At 63.6% G+C, this 7,041-nt stretch carries 8 protein-coding genes; 1 reads left to right on the top strand and 7 read right to left on the bottom strand.

The window, feature by feature from the left end:
- Nucleotides 1-188, top strand: a 188-nt coding sequence (locus DRB19_RS30760) for a hypothetical protein (RefSeq protein ID WP_210207471.1), incomplete at its 5' end; no start/stop codon positions are given.
- 10 nt (nt 189-198) lie between these two features.
- Here DRB19_RS30760 and pheT read toward each other — a convergent pair.
- The 7 genes from pheT to DRB19_RS13280 all read right to left on the bottom strand — a co-directional run bounded on the left by pheT (nt 199) and on the right by DRB19_RS13280 (nt 7,022).
- On the bottom strand, nt 199-2,622 hold the full coding sequence (gene pheT, locus DRB19_RS13310) for a phenylalanine--tRNA ligase subunit beta (protein WP_114186511.1): 2,424 nt from the start codon (nt 2,620-2,622) through the stop codon (nt 199-201).
- A gap of 33 nt (nt 2,623-2,655) precedes the next feature.
- Complete coding sequence (locus tag DRB19_RS13305; RefSeq protein WP_245439485.1) at nt 2,656-3,066, bottom strand: integron; 411 nt, start codon at nt 3,064-3,066, stop codon at nt 2,656-2,658.
- An 11-nt stretch (nt 3,067-3,077) separates the two neighbouring features.
- The gene (gene pheS / locus DRB19_RS13300; protein WP_114186510.1) at nt 3,078-4,160 is read right to left on the bottom strand and encodes a phenylalanine--tRNA ligase subunit alpha; all 1,083 of its coding nucleotides are present in this window, start codon (nt 4,158-4,160) and stop codon (nt 3,078-3,080) included.
- Nucleotides 4,161-4,335: 175 nt separating this feature from the next.
- Complete coding sequence (gene rplT / locus DRB19_RS13295) at nt 4,336-4,707, bottom strand: 50S ribosomal protein L20 (protein ID WP_114186509.1); 372 nt, start codon at nt 4,705-4,707, stop codon at nt 4,336-4,338.
- Nucleotides 4,708-4,746: 39 nt separating this feature from the next.
- Nucleotides 4,747-4,947 carry a 50S ribosomal protein L35 gene (gene rpmI, locus DRB19_RS13290; RefSeq protein WP_091138934.1) on the bottom strand — a complete coding sequence of 67 codons (201 nt, stop codon included), beginning with the start codon at nt 4,945-4,947 and terminating at the stop codon, nt 4,747-4,749.
- Nucleotides 4,948-5,147: 200 nt separating this feature from the next.
- On the bottom strand, nt 5,148-5,669 hold the full coding sequence (gene infC / locus DRB19_RS13285; protein ID WP_245439483.1) for a translation initiation factor IF-3: 522 nt from the start codon (nt 5,667-5,669) through the stop codon (nt 5,148-5,150).
- Between the two features lie 138 nt (nt 5,670-5,807).
- Nucleotides 5,808-7,022 carry a glycosyltransferase family 4 protein gene (locus tag DRB19_RS13280; protein WP_114186507.1) on the bottom strand — a complete coding sequence of 405 codons (1,215 nt, stop codon included), beginning with the start codon at nt 7,020-7,022 and terminating at the stop codon, nt 5,808-5,810.
- Between the last annotated feature and the right edge of the window lie 19 nt (nt 7,023-7,041).

Genomic DNA, 7,041 nt, shown 5'->3' with positions numbered 1-7,041 from the left:
TGGGACGCCTCCCGACCGACTACAACCAGCCCAATGGAATCAGCGATCCCGATTCCACGCAACCGCTGCACGCTCTAGCCCCAAGCTGTCATCCCGGACGCGGCAAAGCCGCGATCCGGGATGACAGGACGAGAAAAGCGCCCTATTCGGAGAACGATCCCGGGTCTCGCTGCGCTCGCCCGGGATGACCATTCCAAATCAGCTACGCAACACCGCGCCGGTCTTCTTCGCAACTTCACCGACGATCTTGGTCGAAACGGCTTCGATTTCCGTGTCGGTCAGGGTCTTCTCGGTAGGCTGCAACGTCACCGCGATGGCGACGGACTTCTTGTCCGGGTCGATGCCTGCGCCCTCGTAGATGTCGAACACGTCGACGCTCACGACCAGCTGACGCTCCGCCGCTTGCGCCGCCTTGACGATGTCGCCAGCCTGCACCTGCCGCCCCACCACAAAGGCAAAGTCGCGGGTGATGGGCTGGAAGTCGGACAAGGCCAGCTTCGGCTTCATCTTGGTGGGCTTGGCCTTCGGCGGTGGGAGAGCATCAAGGTTGATCTCGAAGGCGACGAGCGGCCCCTTGAGATCGAGCGCTTTCAGCACCTTCGGGTGGATCTCGCCGAAGGCTCCGACCACGTTCTTGGGTCCGAACTGTAGGGTGGCCGAACGCCCAGGGTGAAACCAGGCCGGCCCACCGGCCACCACTTGTAGGCCTCCGGCCGGAATGCCGAGGGTAGCGAGCAACGCCATGACGTCCGCCTTGGCATCGAAGGCATCGACGCTCTCAGCGCCCCCGTCCCAATGACGACCAACGCCTTCCGCCCGCGCGGTGCCACGACGGACGGCCGCCGCCTTGATGTTTTGGCCTTCAGGCCTGTCGGACGCGAAGGTCTGGCCGACCTCGAACAAAGCCACATCACCGAAGCCGCGATCCGCGTTGCGCTGAGCCGCTTTGAGGAGGCCCGGCAGCAGGCTTGGGCGCATGTCCGAGAGATCGGACGCGATGGGATTGGCAAGCGCCAGCGCAGCATCGCCGCCGCCGAACAGTTCCGCCTCGGTCTTGGCGATGAACGACCAGGTGACGGCCTCCACCAGCCCGCGCACCGCTAGGGAGCGCTTGGCAAGACGGGTCCGCTTCTGAATCAGGGTCAGGATGGGCTTTGCCACCGTGGCCTCCAGACGCGGCAGGGGCTTCGGCTCGATGCGGTCGACGCCTGCGATGCGGATGACCTCCTCGACCAGATCGGCCTTGCCCTCGATGTCGGGACGCCAGGACGGCGCCTTGACGCTGACACGCTCCCCAGAGCCGGAAACCGCGAAGCCGAGCTTCTCGAGGATCTGCTTGGACTCAGGCGGCTGAACATCAAGGCCGGACAAGCGCGAGACCTCAGACCAGGGGAACTCGATGACAAGGTCGGACTGAGGCACGGAACCTGCGACAATCGCCTGGGTCGGCTCGCCGCCGCAGAGATCGACGACCAGCTTGGTCGCCAGTTCGAGCCCTGGGACCGTGAACGCCGGATCGACGCCGCGCTCGAACCGGTAGCGCGCATCGGTGATGATTCCGAGCTTGCGGCCGCTTTGCGCGATGTTGAGCGGATCCCAGAGAGCGGACTCGATCAGCACATCGGTCGTGTTCTCGTCGCAGCCCGAATGCTCGCCGCCCATGATGCCCGCAATCGACTCGACGCCGTTTTCGTCCGCGATCACAACCGTGCCGGGATCGAGCTTGTAGGTACGCCCGTCGAGCGCCAGCACCTCCTCGCCCTCCTTGGCGCGACGAACGGTGAGGTTGCCCTTCACCTTCTTGGCGTCGAACACGTGGAGCGGACGGCCCTGATCGAAAGTCATGTAGTTGGTGATGTCGACCAGCGCGTTGATGGGGCGCAGGCCGATGGAGAGGAGCCGGCGCTGCATCCATTCCGGCGATGGGCCATTCTTGACGCCGCGCACGAGACGAAGAGCGAAAGCCGGGCACAGATGCTCGTCACCGGCAGCGAAGTCGAGCGTCACGGAAACGGGGCACGCGCCTTCGCCGGAGACGGACGGAGCCGCATCGTTCTTGAGCGTGCCGAGGCCCGCCGCCGCGAGGTCGCGGGCGATGCCGTGGATGGAGGTACAATCGGGCCGGTTCGGCGTGAGGTTGATCTCGATCACCGGATCATCCAACCCGGCATAGGCCGCGTAGGCCTGGCCGACAGGCGCATCTTCGGGCAGGTCGATGATTCCGTCGTGATCGTCGGAGATCTCGAGCTCCGCCGCCGAGCACAGCATGCCCCGGCTCTCGACGCCGCGGATCGTGCCGACGCCGAGCGTGATGTTCTTGCCCGGAATGTAGGTGCCCGGAGGCGCGAACACGCTCTTCATGCCGGTGCGGGCGTTCGGTGCGCCGCACACGACCTGGATCGGCGCGCCCTCGCCCGTGTCGACCACGCAGATGCGCAGGCGATCGGCGTTGGGGTGCTGCTCGGCCGACACCACATAGGCGACCGTGTAGGGCGCCAGCGTTTTGGCCTTGTCCTCGACGCCCTCGACCTCGAGGCCGATGCGGGTGAGCGTCTCGACGATCTCGTCGAGGGGGGCTGTGGTGTCGAGGTGATCCTTGAGCCAGGAGAGGGTGAATTTCATTGTTACACTCGTGTGCCTTGCAGGCTTGTTCGGCTATCCAGCAACGATCTGGACATAACGGGAGTGGATCCAGCCTGAACGGCAGGGTCCGGTATAAGGCTGACGAACCGGCCAGGGCGTACTGACACCGCATGTTCCATCGGCCGACTGACCGTATACGACCGCGAGCCAGGGGCCCTTGTCGTGGCAGACGAAAACCTGGTTGCCGTTGTAGAGGCGGTCGATCTCACGGTACGGCTTTCCACCGGGTCCACTTCTGACGGACAGGAATCCGTCACCGCGTGGATCGAGCCCAATGATCTGGCCCACGGAGGCGCATCCGTCGAGGACGCCCGTACCGCCGACCATCACCGGGACATCGATGCGAGCCCTAGGTTGCGCCAAGGCATCCAAAGCCGAAACCGAGACGGCGCATCCCAGAAGCACGGCGGAGAAGTACCGCATGACCAGAGCCCTTAGCTCGTCAGACCACCAACAAGGGACGGAATGTCCAGTGGACGGAACCCATAGTGGTTCAGCCAGCGCACATCGGCCTCGAAGAAGGGGCGCAGGTCCGGCATGCCGTATTTGAGCATGGCGATACGGTCGATGCCCATGCCCCAGGCAAAGCCCTGGTACTCATCGGGATCGAGGCCGCAATTGCGCAGCACGTTCGGGTGGACCATGCCGCAGCCCAGGATCTCGAGCCAATCCTCGCCCTCGCCGAAGCGGATCTCACCGCCTTTGCGCGAGCACTGGATATCCACCTCGGCCGAGGGCTCCGTGAAGGGGAAGAAGGACGGGCGGAACCGCATCTTCACCTGATCGACCTCGAAGAAGGTCTTGCAGAACTCTTCCAGGATCCACTTGAGGTGCGCGATGTTGGCCTGCTTGTCGATGACGAGGCCTTCCACCTGGTGGAACATGGGCGTGTGGGTCTGGTCCGAGTCATGACGATAGGTCCGGCCCGGAATGATGACCCGGATCGGAGGCTTCTGAGACGTCATGGTGCGGATCTGGACCGGCGAGGTGTGGGTGCGCAGCACCTTGCGCTCGCCCTTCTCGTCAGGGGCAAGGAAGAAGGTGTCGTGCATCTCGCGGGCCGGGTGGCCGACCGGGAAGTTGAGCGCCGTGAAGTTGAGGTAGTCGGTCTCCACATCTGGCCCTTCGGCGACCGAGAAACCCATATCGGCGAAGATCGCCGTCAGTTCCTCGATGACCTGGCTGATGGGATGAATCCGGCCGCGGGTCTCGGGCCCCTCCTGCACGGGAAGGGTGACGTCCACCCGTTCAGCGGAAAGCCTGGCGTCGAGGGCGGCCTCGGCCAGGGTTTCCTTCTTGGCCACAATTGCCGTCTGCACTTTGTCGCGCAGGCCGTTGATGAGGGGGCCACGTTCCTTCCGCTCCTCCGGCGTCATGGCGCCGAGGGTCTTGAGCAGTTCGGAGACGGAGCCCTTCTTGCCGAGCGCCGATACGCGCACGGTTTCCAGAGCCGCTTCGTCGCCGGCGGCTTCGACCTGGTTGAGCAGGTCATGTTCGAGATGGTTGAGATCGGTCATCGGTCCCTTGCCCAGATGCAAGCGCTTGAGTGATGCGCGGCGCGGGAACCGTCAAGCCTACCGAGCCGCAAAAAGGCCATCGACAGCCTGAAAAGCCGTCGGCGCGGATGGTCTCGGAAGCGGGAATGGGGCCGGCGCGGTTGGTTGAACCAGCCGCGCCGAAGCCAGGTTGTCCTTAGGCGGCCTGCTGCTGCGGCAGCGAAGCCTTGGCGCGCTCCACGTAAGCGGCGAAAGCAGCCGGCTCGTGGATGGCCATTTCGGACAGGACCTTGCGATCCACCTCGATCCCAGCCTTGCCGAGACCGTCGATAAATCGGGAATAGGTCAGGCCGTGCAGGCGGACAGCAGCGTTGAGGCGCTGGATCCAGAGAGCGCGGAAAACGCGCTTCTTGTTCTTACGGTCGCGGTAAGCATACTGCATGCTCTTCTCGACCGCCTGCTTGGCGATACGGATCGTGTTCTTGCGGCGGCCGTAGAAACCCCTGGCGGCCTTCAGAACCTTCTTGTGCTTGGCGTGGGCGGTAACGCCCCGTTTAACGCGGGCCATAGAAAAACTCCTTCAAAATCCGGGATGTGAGAGACCGCCTTAGCCGTTAGGCAGGAAGTACTTCTTCACGTTGTACGCATCACCCTCGAACATGGTCGTGGTGCCGCGCAGGTTGCGGATCTGCTTGTTGGTCCGCTTGATCATCCCGTGGCGCTTACCGGCCTGGGCGTAAACGACCTTTCCGGTGCCGGTGATCTTGAAGCGCTTTTTCGCGCCCGACTTCGTCTTTAGCTTGGGCATTTTGCTCTCCTTTGGACAGGCATCGGGGCGGCGAGCCGCCCTTTGGCCTTTTCATTGCTGCTATGAGCAAAACAAACCGCCACGGCAGCCCTTAATCAGCCGGGCGGTTTGATGAAGGGCGGCTTATGGCAGAAGGCCGCCCAAAAAGCAATGGCCGCCGGACACCCAGCGGCCAAGAATTCCAACCCGAAAGCGCAGCCTTAGCGCGGGGCCAGGACCATGACGACCTGACGGCCCTCGAAATTCGGCTCCTGCTCGACCTTAGCGAGATCGCCCACATCGGACTTGACCCGGTCCAGAACCTTCAAGCCGAGATCCTGGTGCGCCATCTCGCGGCCGCGGAAGCGCAGGGTAATCTTGACCTTGTTGCCTTCCTCGAAGAAGCCCTTCATGGCCCGCATCTTGACGTCGTAATCGTGATCATCGATGCCCGGACGCAGTTTGACTTCCTTGACCTCGACGGTCTTCTGCTTCTTGCGGGCCTCGTTGGCCTTTTTCTGCTCAAGAAAGCGGTATTTGCCGTAATCGAGGATCTTGCAGACGGGTGGAGTGGCGTTGGGCGAAATCTCCACGAGATCGAGACCAGCGTCTTCGGCAATCCGGAGGGCATCAAAGAAAGCCATCACTCCGCGATTCTGCCCGGTGTCATCGATCAACTGCACTTCGCGGACGCCGCGAATGTCTCGGTTGGCGCGCGGTCCGTCCTTTTGCGGCACCGGCATGGGTCTCATTGGTCGGCGAATGGCTCGTATCTCCTGTTTAAGGGCTCAGTTGAGACCGGCGGCCCCTGATAGGGTCTGCTGATGTCTGCTCAACTAATGCCACGAATAATCTGACATTTCGCGCAAAAACGCCCGAAGTCAACTTGTTCTGCGTGGGAAACGCCCTTCAAGCTGGGCAGAATAGACATCGAGGGTGCTCGATACCATCCGTTCCAGCGAGAAGTGTTGCTCCACATGGGCTCTTGCCCGCGCCCCGAGGGCTATCCTGGCGCTGGCTCCAAGGCCGAGCGCCTCGCCGAGCGCCTGGGCCAGGGCATCCGCGTCTCCGGGCGAGATCCGCCACCCCGTCCGCTCATGGGGCGCGACCGCAGGCGGAGACAGGACGGTTTCGGGAACGGCTCCCAGATCCGAGACGACGACCGGGGTCCCCATGGCCTGGGCCTCCACGGCCGAGCGGCCAAAGGCTTCCGGTTCCGTGGACGGGACGGTCACCAGCGAGGCGGCCAGGAAGGCGGCCGGCATGTCGGTGCAGTGCCCGACCCGGCGCACGATCCCCTCGAGCTTCTTGGCCTCGATCATTCCGTCAAGATCGCGCACGTAGGAATCCCTACCCTGGGGATCGCCGGCCAGGATATAGGCCACGTCCGTAACACCCGCGTCGCGCAGCTTGGCGGCTGCCTCGATCAGAACCCTCTGACCTTTCCAGCCAGTCAAACGGGCTGCCAGGAGGACGACGCGCTCATGGGGCGCCACATTCCAAGACCGCCTCAACGCCTCGACCCGATCCGGCGCGATCGCCGAGGGAGAGAACACCGAAAAGTCGGTTCCCCGGTGGATGACCCGGACCCGCTCGCTGGCCTGCGGATAGAGGGAGCGGATCAGATCGCCGGTATAATGGGAATTGGCGATGACCGTATCGCCGCGAGCCATGACAGAATTATACAGAACCTTCACGGACGAGCGGCCCGCATAGGAACCGTGATACGTGGTCACGAAAGGAATGTTGAGGGAGCGGGCCGCCCCCAGCGCCACCCAGGCGGGAGCCCGGGAGCGTGCGTGAATCAAGGCCACGCCCTCGTTATGGCAGATCCGGGCAAGCCTGCGTACGTTGACCACCATGGAGAAAGGGTTCTTGGTCGCGGCCGGGAAGGGAATCCAGACGCCGCCCTTGGCCTGGAGCTCGCCCACGAGACGCCCACCTTCCGTCGCCACGAGGGCGCGCGCGCCGAGATGAGCTAGGCCCTCGGCAATGTCGACCGTGGTGCGCTCGGCGCCACCGGCCTCAAGTTCGGGAATGATCTGGAGGATGGTTCGACCTGCCAGCGGATGGAACTGGGAGGTCGGAAAGGCCATCCCTCCGCCAGGTCGCGTT

Source organism: Microvirga aerophila (assembly GCF_003332305.1).
Taxonomy (GTDB): domain Bacteria; phylum Pseudomonadota; class Alphaproteobacteria; order Rhizobiales; family Beijerinckiaceae; genus Microvirga; species Microvirga aerophila.
This window is presented reverse-complemented; position numbering and strand designations above follow the sequence as displayed.